We start from the raw sequence: 20,844 nt of genomic DNA, 5'->3' as shown, positions 1-20,844 counted from the left end.
CGGCGAGGGGGACGCGCTCAGCTCTCCACCATCTCGGTGACGCGGCCGGCGAGGGCCTCGACGTCGAACGGCTTGGTCAGCACCTGCATGCCGGGCGCGAGCTGGCCGCTGCTCAGGATCGCGTTCTCGGCGTAGCCCGTGATGAACAGCACCTTCAGACCCGGACGCGTCGTGCGCGCCGCGTCAGCCAGCTGACGGCCGTTCATGCCGCCGGGCAGGCCGACATCGGTGATCAGGAGATCGATGCGCGCGCTCGACTGCAGCGCCGCCAACCCCGAAGGGCCGTCCTTGGCTTCGATGACGGCGTAGCCACGCTCGTCGAGCACCTCCATGACCAGCATGCGCACGGTCGGCTCGTCGTCGACGACGAGAATGGTCTGCCCGGTGTGCACCGGCATCGCGGCGCTGTTGCGCGCGGCATCGGTGGCCTCGGCTTCGCCGACATAGTGGCGCGGAAAATACAGACACATCGTGGTGCCTTGACCAAGCTCGGAATAGATCCGCACCTGGCCGCCCGACTGGCGGACGAAGCCGTAGACCATCGACAGGCCGAGGCCGGTGCCCTGGCCGATCGGCTTGGTCGTGAAGAACGGATCAAAGGCGTGCTCGATCACGTCGGGTGTCATGCCCGTGCCGTTGTCGGTCACGCAAAGCGAGATGTACTGACCGGGCGGCAGGTCGCGTTCGCGGGCGGCGCGGTCGTCGAGCCATTTGTTGGCGGTCTCGATCGTGATCCGGCCGCCTTCGGGCATGGCGTCGCGGGCATTGATGCAGAGGTTGAGCAGCGCGCTTTCGAGCTGCGATGGATCGATCAGCGCCGGCCACAGCCCGCCGGCCGTCACCACTTCGAGCGTGATCTGCGGGCCGACGGTGCGGCGGACCAGCTCCTCCATGCCCATCACCAGCCGGTTGACGTCGGTCGGCTTCGGGTCGAGCGTCTGGCGTCGCGAGAAGGCGAGCAGGCGATGAGTGAGCCCAGCCGCGCGCTTGGATGCGCCCTGGGCCGCCGCCACGTAGCGGTCGATCTCCGAGAAACGGCCCTGGCGCACACGGGTCTGGAGCATCTCGAGCGAGCCCATGATGCCGGTCAGCAGATTGTTGAAATCATGCGCGATGCCCCCGGTCAGCTGTCCGACCGCTTCCATCTTCTGCGACTGGCGCAGCGCCTCCTCGGCCTCGTGCAGCCTGGTCTGTTCCTGGAGCCGCTCGGTCACGTCATAGACGAACTGGTAGGCGCCGATCTGTGCTCCCTCGCCATTGCGCAGCACGGAGAAGCGCATCTCGTAGTAGCGGCGGTCCCGGCTGGCGTCGCCGAACTCGGCGACCTCGGTGAATTCCTCGCCGCCGAGCGCGCGCGCCCAGACGGCCTTCACGGTCGCCTGGTGCTCCGGCATGTCCTTCAGGAGCTCCACCAGATCATCGCCGACCTTCGGCAGGATGCCGAAAATGCGCTCGAACTCCCGTGCCGAGGCGCCGTTGATCGCGATCAGGCGAAACTGCATGTCGACGACCTGCACGAAGGCATTGGTGCCTTCGACGATGTCGGCCAGCAGCTTGCGCTCGGCCAGCGCGGCGACGACGCGCGCCTCGAGCGTGTCGTTGATCTCCTGCAGCGCGGCCTCGGCGCGCTTGCGCGCGGTGATGTCCTGGAACAGCACCGCCACCTGCCGCCGCGTCGCCGGTTCGACCCGGAAGGCCGCCAGTTCGAGATAGCGGCCGGTGGCGACCAGCTCGCGTTCGAACCGGATCGGCTCGCCGGTGCGCAAGACGGCGCCATAGAGCTCGACCCAGCCGCCGGCCTCGTCGGGCACCATCTCCCGCACCTTCTGCCCGACCACGTTGGGGATGCCGGCATGCAGCGCATAGGCCGGATTGGCCTCGACGTGGACGTAGTCGCTCAACGGGCCGTGCGGGCCGTCGAAGAACTCGATGATGCAGAAGCCTTCATCGATCGAGTTGAACAGTGTGCGGTAACGCTCCTCGCTTTCGGCCAGCGCGGTTTCGGCGCGGGCTCGACGGCCGGCGTCGGCGGCAAACAGCGCCTGAAGCCTTGCATTCTCGCTTTCCAGCTGCTGCAGCCGCTGCCGGAGCGCATCGATCTCCGAGGAACTCACGCCGCGAGCGCCTCGCCGAAATGCGGAACCAGACAGAGCAGGCGGACGTGAATTCGGCAGGGCATGGGCAGCTCGATGTGAGGATCTCGCGACACTGTATCATGTCAATCGCGCTTGCCGATACGCTCGCGCGATGGAACTCGCCGGAAGATCTTTCGCCCCGCCAGCCATCATGGCGGGGCGCCGATGTCGTCAGTCGCAAGCCGTATCAGCCGCCGGCTTCGCACTTCTTCATGAAGCTCGACTTGGCGGCGCCGGCGAGCTTCTTGCCGTCGGAGCCGACCGCCTTGGTTTCGCAGCTCTCGGCCATGCACTTCTTCATGAACGAGGTCTTGGCGGCGCCAGCCAGGGCCTTGCCGTCCTTGCCGACGGCCTTGGTCTCGCAGCTGTCTTGAGCGAAGGCGGAGCCGGCAGCGAAGGTCGCGAGCGCGGCAATCAGAAAAAGCTTCTTCATGAGCGTGTCTCCTTGGGACGAACAATGCGGCGGATGGGAGCCTCAAATCTTGGCGCGATCAAGTTTCGCCTTGACCTATCCTTGGCCTATCACCCGAAATAAGGCGCTGGTCGCGCGTGACACCATCAGCATGCTACCGGCGCCGCCGATGTGCGCTGCAGCGTCATCCGGCGCGGCGCAGAAACGCCAACGTCGCCTGGTCGCGCTTGCCGTCGCAATAGCGATCGAGCGCCATTGCGAACTCCGCATCCGGCCGGACCGCATCGAACAGCGTCATGCAGGATCGGAATTTGACATCGTCGGGCGAGCCCAGGATCTCGCGCAGCGACTTGTCCCGCACGGCGAGCACGAGGCGCGTGCATTCGAGAAGGCGCGGCCCGAGCACGGGATGGGCGAGGAAGGCCTCAGCCTCCGCGCCGGAGCGGATGGCGTAGCGCTGCGCCATGACCGAGGTGCCGAGCCCCTCGACCTGCGGAAAGATGAACCACATCCAGTGGCTTTGTTTGTGTCCGGCCGCAAGTTCGGCGGTCACGCGCGAATAAATCGAATTCTGTGCGTCGACAAATCGGCCAAGGGGATCAGCTTCCAGGTTCATGTTTTCCTCCAACCGATTGAGCATGATCGGTAATTCGGTTTGCGCGAGTGCCGTGGCCGTATCTTTGGCGGCGCCGGGAATAAAGCTGCCCCGAGCAATCCGTGCTGGCCTTTGTCTAGATTATGCCGCACTCTTGCCATCCTATGTCATGACGGGTCGAATCGTACCCCTTGGGGTCGGACGCCTTCTGCGGGTGGTCCGAAGAGGGGGGTATATCGGGGACGTGATGGCTTCCAGTGAAGCAAGCGTAGACGTTCTGTTGTCGCATGGCCGCTTCGGGCGCTCCGAAGCGATCGCGCTCGTGCTTGCAGCACTCGCGATCGCAGCGGGCGCTTCTGCATGGATCGCTGCCAGCAGCGATTCTGTGCCCAGTGCGGCCGCAGCGTTGCCGCCAGCCGCCACGCCGTCCATGACGTTCGAGACACGGTTCGCGCCGGCCTCGGCCTCGGCCTCTGCCTATTCGGAAAAAGACGCCGTCCGCGCGCTCGACCGATTCGCACTCCGCGGCGGCATCGACCGCCAGCTGCTCGATGCCCGGGCCGCGCTGGTGAAGGGCATGGAATCGCGCGATGCAGGCGCGCGCGACCCCAACAACAGCGACTGGCGGCCGATGCTCACGGAGGGAAGCTCGGTCACGATGCCCGCCCCCGGCGTGCCGCTGCCGCGGCCGCGGCCGTCCGTGGCCAACCTGCCGACCAGCCTGGTCTCGGCCAGTGCGACGGAAGCCGTCGGGCGCGTCGACGATCGCTCGATCCTGCAGAAGCTGTCGGACCTGCTGCCGAACCCGACCAAGCTCGCTTCGCTCGGACCTGACAGCGGCGTCGTGCGTTCCGGCATCGATCTCGGGGCGCTCGGCTACGACAAGACCGCAGTCTACGACATCAAGGCAAAGATGGTCTATCTGCCCTCCGGTATCGGGCTCGAAGCCCATTCCGGGATGGGCAGCCTGCGTGACGACCCCGAGCACGTCAATCAGCGCATGGTCGGCGCGACGCCGCCCGCCACCTACGATCTCAAGCCACGCGAAAGGCCGTTTCACGGCGTGCGCGCCCTGCGCATGAACGTGGTGGACGGATCGACCCTCGGCCGCAGCGGCCTTCTCACCCACCCCTATATGCTGGGTCCGGAGGGCGACTCGAACGGCTGCGTGTCGATCAAGAATTACGATCGCTTCCTGAAGGCGTATGATGACGGCGAGTTCAACCGACTCGTCGTCGTCATCGGGCTCGAGGCTGATACCCCGACGCGGACCGCGCAAAAGACCGAGTGACGTTGTGTTGCTGGTCCCGTGCGCGACCCCGGCGGCGACGTCAGTCGCATCTTCCGGAAGGTCCTCATGAATGATCCCGCAAGCTCGGAAACGCGTCTGCGTACCACCTTCAACATCAAGGTGAATGGCAAGCCGCTCGTGATTTCGACGGTCGGGCAGGCCCATCAGTTCCTCACCAGTCTCAACTCCGTCGAATGGATGGAGTTCAAGTCGCTGCACGACCAGGCGATGGCGGCCCTGCAGGACGCGGCCGACCATGCGATCATGACCGTGCAGGCCACCAACGCGGTGCGCACGCTGTTCGTGAGTGCGAAGCTGTTGTGAGGGACCTGGTCTGAGGCACCTGCCATGTAGGGCCGCTGCTCGTGTTGAACGTTCGCTCGCTTCACATTCGGTGTCGTCGCCCGGCTTGCCGCCTTCGCTGAAGCTGCGGCGCGCCCTCGCATCCCCCGCCGCGTCAAAGCCGCCAGGCCAAGACGGGACCGGGCGATCCAGTACGCCGAGGCAGTCGTGGTTGTCCGAGGGGCCGCGGCGTACTGGATACCCCGCCGGAGCCTGTCCTTGGGCTCGCCGAAGGCGAGACCCGGGGGCGGGGCATGACAGCGGTGAGTGGGGCGCCATCTCGCCTCAGCGGCATTCCGGGGCTCGCGCTGCGCGCGCCCCGGAATGACACTGAGTTTATGGAAACGCTGCTGCACGCATGCCTTCGCGCTCTCGCTGCGCAGAGCGCCCGAGTGATCCGTTCGTCTTGCCCCCCGAATAACAGAGGGCGCGGGGAATGCCGGGCTGCTGGCCGCAACCCATGGCCCGCCTGCAGAAAAAAAGCAGGCGGCAGTCACCACAGGTTCAGCCGACAACCGGCATTCCCCGCGCGATGATCTTAACGGCTGCTTCGCGTGCTCCCCGGTGCGCCGGGCTTTCTGGTCACCGTGCACGATGACGCGCTTTGGGCGCGCCACCGCGGGGGCATCAGCGTCGGGATGCCAGGACCACGCGACTTGACCGTACGCGACGACAGCGTTCGTCGGCGCAAGATGCGCTGCGCTGCCATCGCGTCCACCGCTCCTCCCGCTCCACGTCCGTGACGACCGCGATACGTCCCTCTTGCGAGCGGAAGATGACGCGACAAGAGCATCGATCGCGAGTTAGGAAAAGCGGAATATTTTTGCCTGCGGGACTGGACAGGCCAAATCAGCTTGATGCATCAGGAGAAAATCGTTTTTGCGCGCATCGCGATTTCAGACCATTCAACCTCCGGATGTTCGCCGGTCCCAGAAGAATCCGTGCTGATTTGCCCGACGGGCAGCGGTCTTTTTCTCTATCGATGAGTTGTCTGTCAGACCGGGTGCCTTCGTCGCGCGATCTGGCTTCTATTAGTTCGCAGGCCGAAAGATGTTCTGGCCGGCGGAACTGAAGATGATCGGCAGCAAAAATAATCCGCATCCCGCGCAACTACGGAAGACGCTTTTACCGCCACGTTCAAAAAGAGACGGTCTTGGACTCGCTGCCCCAGCGCTTCTCTGCGACACTTCATGCGTCGGTCGATGGTGATTGACAGAGGGGATTTGCATGATCGGCAACAATGGCAATCGCTCCAGTGATGCGGCTCTGCGCATGAATGGAAGCCTGTTGCGCACGGTCTGCGCCCGGTTCTGTTGATCCATTGATCTGACGAAAGCGGCGCCTGGACGCCGCGACATCGGCGGGCGTTGCCTGCTCATCACGCGAAATCGCGATGCAAGCAAACATGTGCTGCCGGGCCGGCAGCGCAGACGCTGTCTGCCGTCCTCATCAAGGCGGGGCGGACATTCGTGACCAGCAAGACAAACGAGGAAAGCATATGACGGCCAAGGACTCGTCCATCAAGTTCGCCTATTGGGTGCCCAACGTGTCGGGCGGTCTCGTGATCTCCAACATCGCGCAGCGCACGAGCTGGGACATCGGCTACAACAAGAAGCTGGCGCAGATCGCCGAGGCCAGCGGCTTCGACTATGCACTCAGCCAGATTCGTTTTACGGCCGGCTACGGCGCCGAATATCAGCATGAATCGGTGTCGTTCAGCCACGCGCTGCTCGAAGCGACCACGACGCTGAAGGTGATTGCGGCGATCCTGCCTGGCCCCTGGCATCCCGCCGTCGTCGCCAAGCAGATCGCCACCATCAACCATCTCACCGAGGGCCGCGTGGCGGTCAACATCGTCAGTGGCTGGTTCCGCGGCGAGTTCACGGCGATCGGCGAGCCCTGGCTCGACCACGACGAGCGCTACCGCCGCTCGGAGGAGTTCATTCGTGCTCTCCGGGGGATCTGGACCGAGGACAATTTCAATCTTCGCGGCGACTTCTATCGCTTCACGAACTACACGCTGAAGCCGAAGCCGATCGACCCGCAGCCCGAGATCTTCCAGGGCGGCAGCTCGCGTGCGGCCCGCGACATGGCCTCGCGTGTCTCCGACTGGTACTTCACCAACGGCAACTCGGTCGAGGGCATCCAGGCGCAGGTCGACGACATCAGGGCCAAGGCGAAGGCCAACAATCATTCCGTGAAGATCGGCGTCAATGCGTTCGCGATCGCGCGCGACACCGAAGCCGAGGCGCAGGCCGTGCTCAAGGAGATCATCGATCACGCCAACCCCGACGCCGTCCATGCCTTTGCCCATGAGGTGGCGAATGCCGGCAAGGCCTCGCCGGAGCGCGAGGGCAATTGGGCCAAATCGACCTTCGAGGATCTCGTCCAGTACAATGATGGCTTCAAGACCAATTTGATCGGCACGCCCTTGCAGATCGCCGAGCGCATCGTCGCGCTCAAGCAGGTCGGCGTCGATCTGGTGCTGCTCGGCTTCCTGCACTTCCAGGAGGAGGTCGCCTATTTCGGCAAGCACGTGATCCCGCTGGTGCGCGAGCTCGAAGCCAAGGTTCAGACCAAGGCTGGCCTGCAGGCGGCCGAGTAGGGCGGGCACGATGCTGTTGAGCGGCCTCACCACATCGCTGGACGTGCTGGCCCTGGAGACATGGGCTCCGGGGACGGCACGCCAGGTGCTTGCTGTAGAGCCGGCGGGCGTGCCGGCTCGCTCTGATGCGGATGCTCCGCGTGCGGTGCTCAGGCTCGCCAACATCTCGCTGTCGTTCGGCGGACTTGCTGCCTTGCGCGATGTCGATCTCGACGTCGCGCAAGGCGAGATCCGGGCGGTGATCGGCCCCAACGGCGCCGGCAAGAGCTCGCTGCTGAACGTGATCAGTGGGCTCTATCGGGCGGACCAGGGCGAGGTGTGGTTCGGCGATCACGCGTTCCGCCAGGTGCCGACGGCGAGCCTCGCGCACCACGGCGTCGCCCGGACCTTCCAGAACCTTGCCTTGTTCAAGGGGCTCTCGGTGTTCGACAACGTGCTGATGGGGCTGGCGCACCGCGTCCGTGCCGGCTTCATCCGCCAGCTCGTCGGCTCGCCGCTGGCGCGGCGGATCGAGGCTGAGAACCGCGCCGCGGCCGAGGAGGTGATCGGCTTCCTGCATCTCGGCGACATCAGGGATCGCATCGCCGGCACCCTGCCTTACGGCCTGCAGAAGCGGGTCGAGCTGGCGCGTGCGCTGGTGGCACGTCCAAAACTCCTGCTACTCGATGAGCCGTTCGCCGGGGTGACCGTGAGCGAGAAGCAGGAACTGGCGCAGCACGTACGCGGCGCGCGCGACCGCTACGGCACCACCATCGTGCTGATCGAGCACGACATTGGCATCGTCATGGAGCTCTCCGACCACATCGCCGTGCTCGACTACGGACGCAAGATCGCCGACGGGCCGCCCGCCGAGATCCGCGCCAACCAGGCGGTCATCGACGCCTATCTCGGCGTCGCCCATGAGGACGAAACGGAGCTCGCGATCTGATGTTCGACTATCAGTTTCTCGTCGAAGTGCTGCTCGGCGGGCTGCTCTCCGGGGTGATGTACTCGCTGGTCGCGATCGGCTTCGTGCTGATCTACAAGACCTCGGGCGTGCTCAATTTCGCGCAAGGCGCGATGCTGCTGTTCGCGGCGCTGACCTTCGTCAGCCTGGTCGAGCGCGGTACGCCGTTCGCGCTGGCGCTGCTCGCCACGCTCGCTATCATGGTGGCGCTCGGCATCACCATCGAGCGCGCCGTGCTGCGGCCGCTGATCAACCAGCCGCCGATCACGCTGTTCATGGCCACGCTCGGCCTGTCCTACGTCATCGAGGGCGCCGCGCAGCTGCTGTGGGGCACCCAGGTGCATGGGCTGGAGATCGGCGTCAGCGACATCCCGTTCGACATCGGCGGCGTGTTCATCAGCCGCTTCGACCTGTTCGCGGCCGCAGTCGCCGGCAGCATGGTCGCGCTGTTCACGCTGTTCTTCCGCTACACCCGCACCGGGCTCGCGTTCCGCGCCGTCGCCGATGATCAGTTCGCCGCGCTCGCGGTCGGGCTGCGGCTGCCGCTTGTGTGGGCTTCAGTGTGGACGGCCGCCGGCATCGTCGCGCTGGTGGCGGGTCTGCTGTGGGGCGCGCGGCTCGGCGTGCAGTTCTCGCTGTCCCTGGTGGTGCTGAAGGCGCTGCCGGTGCTGGTGCTCGGCGGCTTCGATTCCATCACCGGCGCGATCGTCGGCGGGCTGTTGATCGGCGCCATCGAGAAGCTGGCGGAGGTCTATGTCGGGCCGTTCTTCGGCGGCGGCATCGAGGCCTGGGCGGCCTATGTCGTGGCGCTGGCGCTGCTCCTGGTGCGTCCGTCCGGCCTGTTCGGCCAGAAGCTGGTGGAGCGGGTGTGATGACCACGATCACTGACATCGTCCCGGCACCGGCGCGGTCGTCGCTGTTGAATGCCAATGCGCTCGGCATCGTCCTGCTGCTTGGGCTCGGCTACATCATCGTGCCGCTGGTCGGCTCGGACTATCTGATGGACGCGGTGCTGACGCCGTTCCTCGCGCTGGCGCTCGCGGCCGTCGGCCTCAACGTGCTCACCGGCTATGCCGGCCAGGTGTCGCTGGGGTCGGCGGCGTTCCTCGCGGTCGGCGCTTATGCGGCCTACGATCTCAACTTGAGATTGCCGGAACTGCCGCTCCTCGCCGACATCGTGCTGGCCGGCGGCATCGCAGCTGCGATCGGCATCATCTTCGGCCTGCCCAGCCTGCGGCTGCGCGGCTTCTATCTCGCGGTCTCGACCTTGGCCGCGCAGTTCTTCGTGCAGTGGGCGCTGACCAAGTTCGGCTGGTTCTCCAACGACAATGCGTCGGGCGTGATCGACGCGCCGGTGCTTCGTGTGGGCAGCCTGACCTTCACCTCGGCGACCGGCCGCTATGTGTTCTCGCTCTCGGTCGTGGCGATCGCCACCGCGCTGACGGCGCGGCTGCTGGCCTCGCAGACCGGGCGCAACTTCATCGCGGTGCGCGACCACGAGGTCGCAGCCAAGGTGATCGGCGTGCCGCTCTTGCGTACCAAGCTGCTCGCCTTCGGGTTCTCGTCGTTCCTGATCGGTGTCGCCGGCGTGCTCTGGGCATTCGCCTACTTGCGCACGGTCGAGCCGGCCGGCTTCAATCTCGACCGCTCGTTCCAGATCCTGTTCATCATCATCATCGGTGGGCTGGCGTCGCTGCGCGGCGCCTTCGTCGGCGCGGCCTTCATCGTCGCCTTTCCCCTGCTGCTGTCGCGGCTCGGGGCCGCGGTGCTCGGCAGCGTGTTCGATTCCGGCGTGCTCGAAATGAGCCAGCGCATCGTCATCGGCGCGCTGATCATTGCCGTCCTGATCGCCGAGCCGCGCGGCCTGATCGCCCTCGTCGATCGTGCCACGCGCGCGCTGCGCCGCTTCCGTTCATCCCAGACCTGAAACACCCACCAGAAGGAGATCCTGATGACGACGTTCAGACGTGCGAAGCTGGCCTTGAAGCTATCCTTGGGGGCGGCGCTTGCCTTGGGGCTGGCGACCAGCCTGCCGGCGAAAGCCGACGAGCAGTTCTTTCCGCTGCAGAGCTATCGCGTCGGCCCCTATGCGGCCGGCGGCACCTGCTTCTTCGGCGGCTTCATCGACTATCTCAACCTCATCAACATCCGCGACGGCGGCGTCAATGGCGTCAAGCTGACCTGGGACGAGGGCGAGACCCAGTACGAGGTCGAGCGCGGCGTCGAGGTCTATGAGCGGCTGAAGAGCCGGCCCGGCGTGGCCGCCTGGAATCCGCTCTCGGTCGGCATCGCCTATGCGATGATCGATCGCATCGGCAAGGACAAGGTGCCGCTGATCACGATCAACCACGGCCGCACGGACTCCACCGATGGTCGCGTGTTCCCTTACGTCTTCCCGCTGCTGCTCAATCCCTACAGCGAGACCTCGGGCATCGTGAACTACATTGCCAACCGCGAGGGTGGTGCTGAGAAGCTGAAGGGCAAGAAGCTCGTCGTGCTCTATCACGGCTCTCCTTACGGCAAGGAGACGATCCCGATCTACAAGCTGCTCGCGGACAAATACGGCTTCGAGCTCGAGCAGATCGAGGTGCCGCATCCCGGCAACGAGCAGCAGTCGCAATGGCTGTCGATCCGTCGCGCCAAGGCCGATTATGTCGTGCTGCGCGGCTGGGGCGTGATGAACCCGGTGGCGCTGAAGACCGCGCAGAAGACAGGCTTCCCGGTCGACCACATCATCGGCAACGTCTGGTCCAACTCGGAAGAGGACGTGATCCCGGCCGGTGATGCCGCCAAGGGCTATGTCGCGATCACCACCCAGGCCTCCGGCGCCGAATACCCGGTGCTGCAGGAGGTGATCAAGACCGTCTACGGCGCCGGCAAGGGCAATCTCGACGACAAGAAGCGGATCGGCAGCGTCTACCACAATCTCGGCATCGTGAATGGCATCCTCAACGTCGAGGCGGTCCGCATCGCGCAGGAGAAGTTCGGCAAGCGGACCCTGACCGGCGACGAGGTCCGCTGGGGCTTCGAGCACCTGCAGCTCGATCCGGCGCGCGTGGAAGCGCTCGGCGCCAAGGGCCTGTTCCACTCGATCAACGTCACCTGGGACAATCACGAGGGCAACGGCCGCGTGACCTTCCAGCAATGGGACGGCGCCAGGTGGAAGGTCGTCTCCGACTGGATCTCGCCGGACTGGGCGGCGCTGCGGCCGATCATCGAGAAGTCGTCGACGGCCTACGCGCGGGAGCACGGCATCAAGATCCGCACGTCGGGTGATGATCCGGTCGGGCAGTAAGGCCTGCATGCGCGGGAGCCAATCTCCCGCGCATTCTACCGAAGGATTTCAGGACATGAGTGACGTGCTGTTGTCGGTCGCGCATCTGGCGGCGACCTATGACCAGGCGATCCGTGCCGTCAGCGACGTGTCGTTCGCCGTGCGGCGCGGCGAGATCGTTGCCGTGCTCGGCGCCAACGGTGCCGGCAAGTCGACTACCCTGCAGGCGGTCTCGGCGCTGCTGCCGGCGCGGCGCGGGCAGATCACCGGCGGACGTATCAGCTATGACGGCCGCGACGTGTCGTCGTCATCCCCGGCGCAACTGGTGCGGATTGGGCTGGTGCCGGTGCTGGAGGGCCGGCATTGCTTTGTCTCGCTGAGCGTCGAGGAGAACCTGATCACCGGCGCGATCGGCCGCGATGCCAGGCGAGGCGAGATCAGCGCCGATCTCGAACGTGTCTACGCCTTGTTCCCGCAGCTCACGCGGCACCGTCGTTCGGTGGCCGGGCTCACCTCCGGCGGCGAGCAGCAGATGACGGCGATCGGTCGTGCGCTGATGTCGCGGCCGCGGCTGCTGGTGCTCGACGAGCCGTCGATGGGGCTCGCGCCGCTGGTGGTCGAAGGCATCTTTCGCGCGCTCAAGAAGCTCAATGCCGAGGAGGGGCTATCCATCCTCGTGGCCGAGCAGAACTCCACCGTGGCGCTGCGCTTCGCCGATCACGCGATCGTGCTGGAGGGCGGCCGCAGCGTGCTCGCCGGTCCCGCGCGCGAACTGCGGCAGCGTCCGGACATCAAGCATCTCTATCTCGGCGGCGCGACCGCGCCGGCGCAGACCACCCAGGCCGTGGCCTGACTTCATCACATCCAGAGGAGACCGTTCATGGCGACCAGCACTGCCGCACGCAAGATCGAGGAAGGCCCTTATCCGCAGCTCGACACGATCGTGGCCGACGTCATCAAGGCCAATGCCGACCGCAACGACCGCGAGGGCCGCTTTCCCCGCGAGAACCTGCGCGCGCTCGCCGAGGCCGGCTGGACCGGCGTGCTCAACGCGCCGCGCTTCGGCGGGCTCGGGCTCGGCCATGTCGATTTCGCCGAGGCCGCCTATCGCATCGGCCAGGCCGATGCCTCGACCGGTCTCGTCTACGTCATGCATGTCGGCGCGGCGCAGACCATCAATTTGTTCGGCACCGACGACCAGAAGGAGCGCTGGCTGAAGGCGGATGGCGGCCGGCTGCTCGGAACGTACTCGACCAGCGAGCGCGCCACTGGCGGTCATTGGTGGTACAATCTGTCGGAGGCTTCGCGCGACGGCGAGGACTACCGGCTCAATGCCGACAAGTCGTTCACGACGAGCTCTGGCCAGGCCGACTTCTACGTCGCCCAGACCCGCACGCCCGGCGCCAAGGACCAGGCCGACATCATCTTCTTCATCGTCGACGGCAAGGCTGAGGGCATCGAGTCGCGGCCATGGGAGGCGCTCGGCGTCCGCGCCAACCATTCCGGCGGCATCAGCTACAAGAACGTGCGCGTGCCGCGGCGCGACCGGCTCGGCGCCGAAGGGCAGGGCAAGGAGATCATCTATGACGGCGTCTCGCCGGTCTACCTGATCGGCCTCGGCGCGGTCTGGGAGGGGCTGGCGCGCGGCGTGCTGAATGCTGCGGTCGCGCACACCACCGGCTTCGTCCACAAGGACCGCAACAAGAGCCTCTCGGATTACCAGGCGATCCGACAGGAGCTCGGCGCCGCCAAGGTGCTGGTCGAGAGCCTGCGTCCGTGGCGGATCGAGCTGGCGCACAAGCTCGACGAGCTGTGGCACGGCGGCAAGCCTCAGAGCGAGCTCCTGATCCCGCTGACCGAGTTCAAGGTGCACGCCGCCGAGGTCGCCAACAAGGTGGCGTCGTCAGCGCTGACCGTGACCGGCGGCTATGGCTATCACCGCGGCCCGATCGAGCGCGCCTTCCGCGATGCACGCGCCGCGATCGCGATGGGGCCGTCCAACATCATCGCGCGGGAATGGATCGGCAAGGCCCAGGTCGGGCTGCCGCTCGAGCTGTTCTACGAAGGCGGGGAGTAATGCTCCCTGATGCTGCGGCGCGGCCGCAGCGCTAGCCAGCCACCTCGGCGTCGAGCGCGATGTCTTCGCGCTCGGCCTTCTCGGCCGGGACAGCATTGGCGGTCTCGGCCGTTTCGAAATCGTCCTCGGCGATCTGCTGGACCTCGGCGGCAGCCGTCTCGACCTGCTCGGCCGCAAGCTCTGCCGCGATGACGTCTTCCGGCCCGGCGTCGTCATTGGCCGGCTCCGAGAACAGGTTCGGTCCGGGAATGGTGGTGGGCACCACCGGCCGTGATTTGGCTTTGTACCAGGACGAGAATTTCTGCGAGAGGCTGGCCTCGAACTCGGCGAGCGGCAGGCTGTTGCCGTCCTCGTCGGTGATCACGACCTGCCAGCCTTCGGCCTCCATGACCTGTGCATTGGCGATCACGATCAGCGCGCTTTCGCGCTGCTTGCGGATCTTCTGCTGCTCCCGCTCAGCGATCATCGTGTACGCCATGACGCCACTCCATACATCGGCTCGGGGCGATGGCCCGGAGCGCCACCACTACGCCGCGAGAGTGTGAGCGCCGCTGGGCCGGATTGCGTTCGCCTAATGACAATTTGGCGGCGCATCACAGGTTCCTTGGCTGCGAAGGAGTCGAAGATGCAACAGACGGCAAAATAGTGGTGCAGGGACGAGAGCGCTTGTTGAAGGCGCGCGGCGACGTGTCATCATTTGATTCTGCGGCGGCAACTGCTTCGCGACATCAGCGAGAGCAGCGGGTGAACCAGACAAACAGCGGGCGAATTGGGGACGGCGATGCGAACTGATCTGTTCAGGATGCGGAACGTGAATGTGGCGATGGCGGGGCTGGCGCTGGCGTTGGTGGCCGGCCCGCGCGCGGGCCACGCCTTCACGGAGGACGACCAGCGGCGGCTGTGTACCGGCGACGTGTTCCGGCTGTGCTCGTCGGAGATTCCCGACCGCGACCGCATCATCGCCTGCATGATGAAGCAGCGCGCCAGCCTCAGCGACGGTTGCCGCAGCGTGTTCGGACGGCCGTCAGAGCGCTCGGCCTCGGCGACCGTGACGCGTTAGACCGCCCGCGACCAGGCTTCGGCAGAGACCCGCCGCGGATCGGCACTCCGCGGCGTCACCACGATCGACCTCGATGGCAATGCAGGCGTGGTAGACTGGCACGGATCGACCGGCCAGGAGTTGACCCGCCATGAGCTTCCGCATCCTCGTCCTCTACGGCTCCTATCGCATCGACCGGATGGGTATCCGGCTGGCGCAGTTCGTCGTCGACGGCATCAGCGCCAGGGGACACGACGTCGAGCTGATCGACGCCAAGGCGGTCGGCCTGCCGATGCTCGATCGCATGTACAAGGAATACCGGCCGGGCGAAGCGCCGCCGGCCATGGCGGAGCTTGCGGCCAAGATCCGCGCCGCCGACGGCTTCGTGTTCGTCACCGGCGAATATAATTGGGGCATGCAGCCCGGACTGAAGAACCTCACCGACCATTTCCTCGAGGAATGGTTCTGGCGCCCTGCTGCAATTGCGAGCTACTCGGCGGGCCGGCTGTCGGGGGCGCGGGCGGCGACCGCCTGGCACGGCACCCTGTCGGAGATGGGCATGGTCGTGGTGTCGAGCACGCTCGCGGTCGGTCCCATCGGACAGGCGTTGTCGGCCGACGGCAAGCCCATGGGCGATGCCGGCAAGGCGCTGGAGCGCGCGTTCCCGCGGTTCGCCGATGATCTGTTGTGGTGGGTCGAGGCGAGCCGGGACCAGCGGGCGCGCAAGGCGCCACCCTATTGAAGCCGGTCGCTGACGTGCGGGCCGGAGCGCAGGCGCGCTCCGGCTGGCTCGCATCGAGACGACTACCGTGCGGCGCTGCTCGGCGTGTTGGTCACCGACTGCTGCCGCCGCGGCGCGCTGGCCGCCTGGCCTCCACCTTGGCAGGGCAGTTCCTTCCAGCTCCCGTCGGGCGCCTGCTGGTAGGCGCGGCACCCGGAGGACGAGGTGGTCTGCTCGTCCGTCCTGGAGGTCTGGGGCGTCTGGGTATTCTTCGCCAATGCGGGGCTTGCCGTCGCGACGATGGCAGCCAGCGAACCGACGAAGATCATGGGGGCGATCTGCATGTCCTTGGGTTCTCCTGCTCGAAGCAGCACCGATTCAGAATCCGATTGTGGAAACTTTTAGGCAAGGCGCACCGGCGGCGAGACGATCCTTAAGGGGTGTTTGCTCGTCCGCCGGCCGCATTAACCTCGCGCGCGCGCCGAGCCGCGTCGCTGCCGACTGTGGCAGCATGTGGGCTGGCGTCGCGCTGCTCCGGACGCTAAGAGCGGACATGACGCGCGTAAGCGCCCTCATGGCCTTGTGCAGCACTCCGTGCGGAGCGCATGCGTTCGGTCTGCGGACGTCGCCAAGGTGGCCGGCGCTCCGACATCAGCCGCGAGAACGACAGATCGTGGCGGCGCGCTTGCGGGCGGGCGAGGGAGTGGATCGCGCAGGCTGACAACTGTGCGAGCATGACGAGACCACGATTGCCCTCTCTCATTGCGCTGCGTGCCTTCGAGGCGGTTGGCCGCAGGGGCAGCGTGCGCGCGGCCGGCGACGAGCTCGCCGTCAGCCATACCGTCGTGTCGCGCCATCTGCAGAATCTGCAGCGCAGCCTCGGCGTCGTGCTGGTGCGCGCGGAGGGGCGGGGCCTCGCGCTCACCGACCTCGGCCGCTTGTTCCACGCCGAGGTCACCCAGGCCTTCGACATCATCGCCCGCGCCACCACGCTGATCAGACCGGCGGCGCGCCCGACCCTGAACATCTGGTGCATTCCCGGGCTTGCCAATCGGCGGCTGCTGGCGCGGCTACCGGAGCTGACCGGTCCGCCGCGGAACTGGGACATCAACCTGCAGCCGACGCTGTCGCATCCAGACCTGCCGCGCGGCGAGGCCGATGCCGAGATCGTCTATGCCGAGGTGATCGAGACGGGCGGCGCGGTGGTGGCCGAGGAATTGGTGCGTCCGCGGGTGTTTCCGGTGGCGAGCCCGGCCTATCTGGCGCGCTTCCCGGGGATCACGACGCTTGCAGGCATCGCCAAGGCATCGCTGATCCACGAGGAGTCCACCGCGCAGTGGGAACGCTGGTTCGAGCTGGCGGGACTGGACCAGCTGGTCACGCTGCGCGGACAGCGGCTGTGGCATGCGCACCTCGCGATCGAGGCGGCGCGCATCGGGCAGGGCGTCGCGCTCGCCAACGAGGTGCTGGTCGCGGAAGATATCCGCAGCGGCGCGCTGGTCGAGGTGATCCCGTCGACGATCCACATGGGCGCCTATCAGCTCGTCGCGCTCAAAGAGCGCTGGAACGAGCCCGCCATCGCCGCGCTGCGGGGATGGTTGAAGAAAGTGCTCGCGGAATAGCTTGCCCGAATTTCCCCGGTTGAGGCGTGGCCGATCAATGCAGCTGCGCGACTCGGGAACGTCAGCAGCGCTGCAGCGAGATCTGTGACAATGAGAATCAATCGTCGCTGCACCAGTAGTCGTACGGGTGCAGATTCTCGTTTGCCGCGAGTGCAGCCCTGATCTCGTACACCAATTGGCAATTAGGCGGCGTTAACCAACTCATTGTTGATGTTGATGCTACCAATGGACGCGGGGCTATCAGGTGTTGGCACTGTTCTCGAAGAACTCACAGGCTTCGTTGAAGCCCGCCGTCGTTCCTGCCGCTGACTTGGAACCGTCGAGCCCGCGAGAGGCGCAGACGATCCGCGTCATCGATACGGATGACAGGCTTGGTGGCGTCTCCGCAGAAAGCTTCATGTTCGACGGCGCCGCGTCGCCGCTTGCATTCGCGTTCATCTCGCCGCATCTCGATTTCGCGAAGATCACATCCGAGCTCCGCAGGCTGGCCGGGGCCACGACCGTGGTCGCGGTCTCGACCGCAGGCGAGCTCTGCGCCGCCACGCCCGCAACGCTTTACAAGCCCACGGGCAACCGCTGGTCGTCCGTGGTGGTCCAGGTGTTTCCCGCCGATCTGTTTCAGGCGGTGAGCATCCACGCCGTTCCGCTGCAGAACGATGACATCCGCAAGGGCTCGCCCTCGCTGCTGCACGATGCGCGCATCGACGCGATCGTCCGCTCGCTCTCGGCGGTGCGCACGCCGTTCGGCATCGATGTGCGCGACACGCTCGCATTCACGCTGGTCGATGGCGTATCGGCGAGCGAAAACTATTTCATGGAGGCTGTGTACAGGGCCGGCAAGTTCCCGTGCGCCTTCGTCGGCGGCTCGGCCGGCGGCAAGCTCGACTTCAAGAACACCTACATGTTCGACGGCAGCCGCGTGATCGAAAATCACGCGCTTCTGGTCTTCATGAAGATGGCTCCGGGACGCGGGTTCAGTCTGTTCAAGAGCCAGAATTTCAAGAAGACCGGTCAGTCTTTCGTCGTGATGGGGGCCGATCCGAACCGGCGCACCGCGTCCGGCGTCCTCGACGAGCGAACCAACGAGATCCGGCCTTTTGCCAACGCCGTTGCAGACGTGCTCAAGACGACGCCTGCCGGGGTCATGTCGAAGATGCAGCGCTATTCCTTCGGGATCGAGGTGGGCGCTGACCTCTTCGTCCGGTCGGTCGCGGATATCAATGCTGAGACGGGCGTCATTTCATTCTTCTGCGACGTGAACTCGGGCGATCGCCTGGAGCTTCTGGAAGCGACCGATTTCGTGGAGCAGACCAGGAAGGATCTCCAGGCCTTCCTGCAGGGCAAGCCGCCGGCGATCGGGGCGGTTCTCAACGATTGCATCCTGCGTCGATTGAACAACGAAAGCGCGCTGCGCAACATGTCCGGTCTTTGGCCGATGCCTGCGGCGGGATTCTCGACCTTCGGCGAATTGTTCGGAATCAACATCAACCAGACGCTGACGGCGGTGGTGTTCTTCGACACGCGGGGCCAGCAGCTGCGCGATCCGTTCGCGGACATGTTCCCGGTTCACTACGCAAACTTCGCCAGCTACTTCACCCGCAGCCATCTCAATCGCATGATCCTGCTCAACCGGATCAAGGACGGGATTGTCGCGCGTCTCACCGAATATCTCGGCACCAGCGCGATGCTGAGCGAGAAGGTGGAGAACGCGCTGGGGCAGACTGCCGCCATCAACACCATCGTCAAGGATATCCATTCGGTGATCCTGACCAGCGCGGATTCGGCCGTCAAGGCGACCGACACGACGGCGCTCGCCAATGAGTTCGCCGGCCTGACCCAGGCGATGAACGGCTTGCGTGACATCCTCAAGATCATCGACACCATCGCCGGTCAGACCAACCTGCTGGCGCTGAATGCCACGATCGAATCCGCGCGCGCCGGTGAGGCTGGTCGCGGCTTCTCGGTGGTTGCGAGCGAGGTCAAGAAGCTGGCTCAGGATACGCGCTCCAGCCTGTCGCGGACGCACGCCTCGATCGGCGGCATGGAAAACTCGCTGGCATCGCTGGGCACGAACATCCAGGAAACGCGCGGACAGCTGGTGCAGGCGGGCGAAGGCTATGGTGGGATCGTCACGCAGATCGAGCAGATGTTCACCAAGCTCGAGACGATCACGGGCGTCCTCGCCGAGCTCGTCAACTTCGTGCGCGAGCGGAGCGCCGAGCTTGCCGGCGTGATGGGCGACATCGACAAGTTGAAGCGGATCGGCTGATCGTCCGTCGCCGGGCCGTTCCCTCCCTCCGCCGGCTTGCCGGAGCCGCTTGGAGCGCGCCGGTCGTCCGACCTGTCCTGGACCGCCGCGCACCTTGGCCGGTAATCTGTGCCCTGCAGCGGCTCTGGTGCATAAAAGTCACCTGTCGCGGGACGCAAGCTGATTGATCGCGATCACCAGCGCCTTAGCCTGCCGCTCGAATGATCCTGCAAGGAGTTGAGCCGATGGCTGCAAACGAGGAACTGCTGGCGCGACGGCACCAAGCCGTCGTCAGGGGCGTGAGCTACGCGACGCCGCTATTTGCCGACCGGGCAGTCAACAGCGAGGTCTGGGACGTCGAAGGCAAGCGCTACGTCGACTTCGCCGGCGGCATCGCCGTGCTCAACACCGGACATTGCCACCCGCATGTGGTGGCCGCGATCCGCGCCCAGCTCGACCGTTTCACCCACACCTGCTTCCAGGTGCTGCAATACGAGCCTTATGTGCGTTTGAGCGAGCGGCTCAATGCGCTGGCGCCGATCTCGGGCCCGGCCAAGTCGATCCTGCTGACGACAGGCGCCGAGGCGACCGAGAACGCCATCAAGATCGCGCGCGCCGCCACGGGCCGCAGCGGCATCATCGCCTTCACCGGCGCCTTCCATGGCCGCACCGCGCTCGCCAACGCGATGACGGGCAAGGTGCTGCCCTACAAGAAGCCCTTCGGGCCGCCGCTGCCGGGCATCTGGCATGCGCCGTTCCCGATCGCCGGTAGCAGCGTCTCTGTCGAGGACACGCTGTCCTACATCAATTTCATCTTCAAGGCCGACATCGACGCCTCGCAGGTCGCCGCCATCATCATCGAGCCGGTGCAGGGTGAGGGCGGCTTCCACCAGGCGCCGCCGGAGCTGATGCGGGGCTTGCGCCGGATCTGCGACGCCAACGGCATCGTGCTGATCGCGGACGAGGTGCAGACCGGCTTCGGCCGCACCGGCAAGATGTTCGCGATGGAGCATTACGACGTCCAGCCCGACCTGATCTGCGTCGCCAAGAGCCTCGCCGGCGGCATGCCGCTGTCGGGCGTGATCGGGCGCGCGGCGATCATGGACGCGGCCGAGCCGGGCGGCCTCGGCGGCACCTATGGCGGCAATCCGCTGGCCTGCGCGGCGGCGCTGGCCGTGCTCGACGTGTTCGAGCAGGAGAAGCTGCTCGACCGTGCCAACGCGATCGGTGACCGATTGCGGGCGGCGATCGCGCGCTTCTCGCGCGCCAACACGCTGGTTCCGGTTTCCGGTCCGCGCGGTCCTGGCGCGATGGTTGCATTCGATATCCTGAAGCAGCGCGGCAGCGACGAGCCGGATGCCGAGATGACGAAGCGCGTGACTCGTGTGGCGCACGAGAATGGTCTCATCCTGTTGTCCTGCGGCGTCACGGCGAGCACCATCCGCATTCTGGTGCCGCTGACCGCGTCTGACGAGATCGTGGACGAAGGGCTCGCGATCCTGGAGAAGTGTCTGGCCGCCTGACGCGCGGCTGGGGT

The 20,844-nt window shown here is 65.9% G+C and carries 19 protein-coding genes; 14 read left to right on the top strand and 5 right to left on the bottom strand.

What is annotated here, in order from left to right; genetic code table 11:
• Positions 1-17: 17 nt before the first annotated feature.
• The 3 genes from S58_RS20045 to S58_RS20035 form a co-directional block, all read right to left on the bottom strand.
• Positions 18-2,114: an ATP-binding protein gene (locus S58_RS20045; protein ID WP_015667190.1), complete on the bottom strand. Its 2,097-nt coding sequence runs from the start codon at positions 2,112-2,114 to the stop codon at positions 18-20.
• A gap of 208 nt (positions 2,115-2,322) precedes the next feature.
• Complete coding sequence (locus S58_RS20040; RefSeq protein ID WP_015667189.1) at positions 2,323-2,568, bottom strand: hypothetical protein; 246 nt, start codon at positions 2,566-2,568, stop codon at positions 2,323-2,325.
• A gap of 163 nt (positions 2,569-2,731) precedes the next feature.
• Positions 2,732-3,163, bottom strand: a complete 432-nt coding sequence (locus tag S58_RS20035; RefSeq protein WP_015667188.1) for a DUF1810 domain-containing protein — start codon at positions 3,161-3,163, stop codon at positions 2,732-2,734.
• A 226-nt stretch (positions 3,164-3,389) separates the two neighbouring features.
• Here S58_RS20035 and S58_RS20030 point away from each other — a divergent pair, with 226 nt between their 5' ends.
• The 9 genes from S58_RS20030 to S58_RS19990 all read left to right on the top strand — a co-directional run bounded on the left by S58_RS20030 (position 3,390) and on the right by S58_RS19990 (position 13,677).
• Positions 3,390-4,433 carry a DUF2778 domain-containing protein gene (locus tag S58_RS20030; protein ID WP_042339969.1) on the top strand — a complete coding sequence of 348 codons (1,044 nt, stop codon included), beginning with the start codon at positions 3,390-3,392 and terminating at the stop codon, positions 4,431-4,433.
• A 66-nt stretch (positions 4,434-4,499) separates the two neighbouring features.
• Positions 4,500-4,757, top strand: a complete 258-nt coding sequence (locus tag S58_RS20025; RefSeq protein WP_015667186.1) for a hypothetical protein — start codon at positions 4,500-4,502, stop codon at positions 4,755-4,757.
• Between the two features lie 1,516 nt (positions 4,758-6,273).
• Entirely contained in the window at positions 6,274-7,380 is a 1,107-nt protein-coding gene (gene sfnG / locus S58_RS20020; protein WP_015667185.1) for a dimethylsulfone monooxygenase SfnG, read from the top strand.
• 10 nt (positions 7,381-7,390) lie between these two features.
• A complete protein-coding gene (locus tag S58_RS20015) occupies positions 7,391-8,308 on the top strand; it encodes an ABC transporter ATP-binding protein (protein ID WP_015667184.1) in 918 nt (305 codons plus the stop codon).
• Entirely contained in the window at positions 8,308-9,198 is an 891-nt protein-coding gene (locus S58_RS20010) for a branched-chain amino acid ABC transporter permease (RefSeq protein WP_015667183.1), read from the top strand. Before S58_RS20015 ends, S58_RS20010 begins: the two co-directional genes overlap by 1 nt.
• Complete coding sequence (locus tag S58_RS20005) at positions 9,198-10,253, top strand: branched-chain amino acid ABC transporter permease (protein ID WP_015667182.1); 1,056 nt, start codon at positions 9,198-9,200, stop codon at positions 10,251-10,253. Before S58_RS20010 ends, S58_RS20005 begins: the two co-directional genes overlap by 1 nt.
• A 24-nt stretch (positions 10,254-10,277) precedes the next feature.
• Positions 10,278-11,621 carry an ABC transporter substrate-binding protein gene (locus tag S58_RS20000; RefSeq protein ID WP_015667181.1) on the top strand — a complete coding sequence of 448 codons (1,344 nt, stop codon included), beginning with the start codon at positions 10,278-10,280 and terminating at the stop codon, positions 11,619-11,621.
• 55 nt (positions 11,622-11,676) lie between these two features.
• Positions 11,677-12,453, top strand: a complete 777-nt coding sequence (locus tag S58_RS19995) for an ABC transporter ATP-binding protein (RefSeq protein ID WP_015667180.1) — start codon at positions 11,677-11,679, stop codon at positions 12,451-12,453.
• A gap of 27 nt (positions 12,454-12,480) precedes the next feature.
• Positions 12,481-13,677: an acyl-CoA dehydrogenase family protein gene (locus tag S58_RS19990; RefSeq protein ID WP_015667179.1), complete on the top strand. Its 1,197-nt coding sequence runs from the start codon at positions 12,481-12,483 to the stop codon at positions 13,675-13,677.
• 31 nt (positions 13,678-13,708) lie between these two features.
• Here S58_RS19990 and S58_RS19985 read toward each other — a convergent pair whose 3' ends face one another.
• A complete protein-coding gene (locus tag S58_RS19985) occupies positions 13,709-14,155 on the bottom strand; it encodes a hypothetical protein (RefSeq protein WP_015667178.1) in 447 nt (148 codons plus the stop codon).
• Positions 14,156-14,479: 324 nt separating this feature from the next.
• Here S58_RS19985 and S58_RS19980 point away from each other — a divergent pair, with 324 nt between their 5' ends.
• Positions 14,480-14,737 carry a hypothetical protein gene (locus S58_RS19980; protein ID WP_244440609.1) on the top strand — a complete coding sequence of 86 codons (258 nt, stop codon included), beginning with the start codon at positions 14,480-14,482 and terminating at the stop codon, positions 14,735-14,737.
• A gap of 130 nt (positions 14,738-14,867) precedes the next feature.
• Entirely contained in the window at positions 14,868-15,458 is a 591-nt protein-coding gene (locus S58_RS19975; RefSeq protein ID WP_015667176.1) for an NADPH-dependent FMN reductase, read from the top strand.
• 62 nt (positions 15,459-15,520) lie between these two features.
• Here S58_RS19975 and S58_RS19970 read toward each other — a convergent pair whose 3' ends face one another.
• A complete protein-coding gene (locus tag S58_RS19970; protein WP_015667175.1) occupies positions 15,521-15,781 on the bottom strand; it encodes a hypothetical protein in 261 nt (86 codons plus the stop codon).
• Between the two features lie 390 nt (positions 15,782-16,171).
• Here S58_RS19970 and S58_RS19965 point away from each other — a divergent pair, with 390 nt between their 5' ends.
• The 3 genes from S58_RS19965 to gabT all read left to right on the top strand — a co-directional run bounded on the left by S58_RS19965 (position 16,172) and on the right by gabT (position 20,830).
• A complete protein-coding gene (locus tag S58_RS19965; protein ID WP_042339964.1) occupies positions 16,172-17,059 on the top strand; it encodes a LysR substrate-binding domain-containing protein in 888 nt (295 codons plus the stop codon).
• Between the two features lie 244 nt (positions 17,060-17,303).
• The gene (locus tag S58_RS39350) at positions 17,304-19,328 is read left to right on the top strand and encodes a methyl-accepting chemotaxis protein (protein ID WP_042339962.1); all 2,025 of its coding nucleotides are present in this window, start codon (positions 17,304-17,306) and stop codon (positions 19,326-19,328) included.
• 224 nt (positions 19,329-19,552) lie between these two features.
• Positions 19,553-20,830 (top strand): 4-aminobutyrate--2-oxoglutarate transaminase, encoded by a 1,278-nt coding sequence (gene gabT, locus S58_RS19955; RefSeq protein ID WP_015667172.1) that lies wholly within the window; start codon positions 19,553-19,555, stop codon positions 20,828-20,830.
• Positions 20,831-20,844 lie beyond the last annotated feature (14 nt).

The sequence above is a fragment of the Bradyrhizobium oligotrophicum S58 genome (assembly GCF_000344805.1).
In the GTDB taxonomy this organism is placed as follows: domain Bacteria; phylum Pseudomonadota; class Alphaproteobacteria; order Rhizobiales; family Xanthobacteraceae; genus Bradyrhizobium; species Bradyrhizobium oligotrophicum.
Note: the sequence above shows the minus strand (reverse complement) of the source record. Positions and strands in the feature narration are given on the sequence as shown.